The sequence below is a fragment of the Gibbsiella greigii genome (assembly GCF_039540155.1).
In the GTDB taxonomy this organism is placed as follows: domain Bacteria; phylum Pseudomonadota; class Gammaproteobacteria; order Enterobacterales; family Enterobacteriaceae; genus Gibbsiella; species Gibbsiella quercinecans.
This window is the reverse complement of the sequence record NZ_BAABEM010000015.1, coordinates 1-811: the sequence shown is the minus strand read 5'-3', so window position 1 is coordinate 811 and position 811 is coordinate 1. Positions and strand designations below refer to the sequence as shown.

Below are 811 nucleotides of genomic sequence, written 5' to 3'. Positions count from 1 at the left end.
CCTGACTGTCTTTTACCTGAACCTCCGCCCGTTTGGCGTTGGCGTCAATATTCAGCAACGTGCCATAGGGGTTGCTCTCTGCCGCCGCATCGTCACGGAAGGTCAACCGTTGGGTGGTCGGCGCCAGAGTGCTGACATCCGTATTGACATCTTCGCCATAGGAACGCCAGTAGTAGTTGTATCGGTGCCAGCTGTAATCGCGGGTCTGGGCGTCGCGTTCAATCTCCAGCCCGTCACGCAGGTTGTCAAAGCGCATCGCCGTCAGGGTGAGATCCCCTTCCGCTTCAATCGTGCCGGCACGGTTTTCAATCAGATCCGCGCTGGAAAGCGCCAGGGAACCCGCGCTGTAAATCAGCGCGCCGGCCTGGTTGGTCAACCGCTCGCCGGTTATCAGGCTGATGTGCGCCGTGGCGGCAATCAGCGCGTCGCGGCCATGGTTATCCACCGTCCGGCTGTTGACCGTGAGGTTATCCGCCATCAGCGTCGCCGAGTTGTCCAGGCTGTCGGCGTCGAGGGCCAGCGTATCGGCTTCAATGCGCCCCTGATTGCGCAGTTCCCCGGTGGTGAAACGCAGCGTTTTACCGACCAGTGTCGCCAGGTTGTTCAGGTGCGTGCTGTAGAGCGTAAGCTCACCCGGCAGCAACCAGTCGGCCAGGTTGGTCAATACGCCGGCCACCCGCAGGATCACCGCGCTGTTGCTGTTTATCGTGTCCCCGGCCCGGTGGGTGTAATCCTGCTGAATTGAAAGTTGCAGCGCCTGCTGGCTGAGCAACGTTCCCCCCTGATTATCCAGCGATTGGGCCGCCACCGT

The 811-nt window shown here is 61.0% G+C and carries 1 pseudogene; it reads right to left on the bottom strand.

Annotation, left to right across the window (positions count from 1 at the left end):
• Positions 1-811: pseudogene (locus AC559G_RS12145) on the bottom strand (filamentous hemagglutinin N-terminal domain-containing protein); the annotation flags it as partial.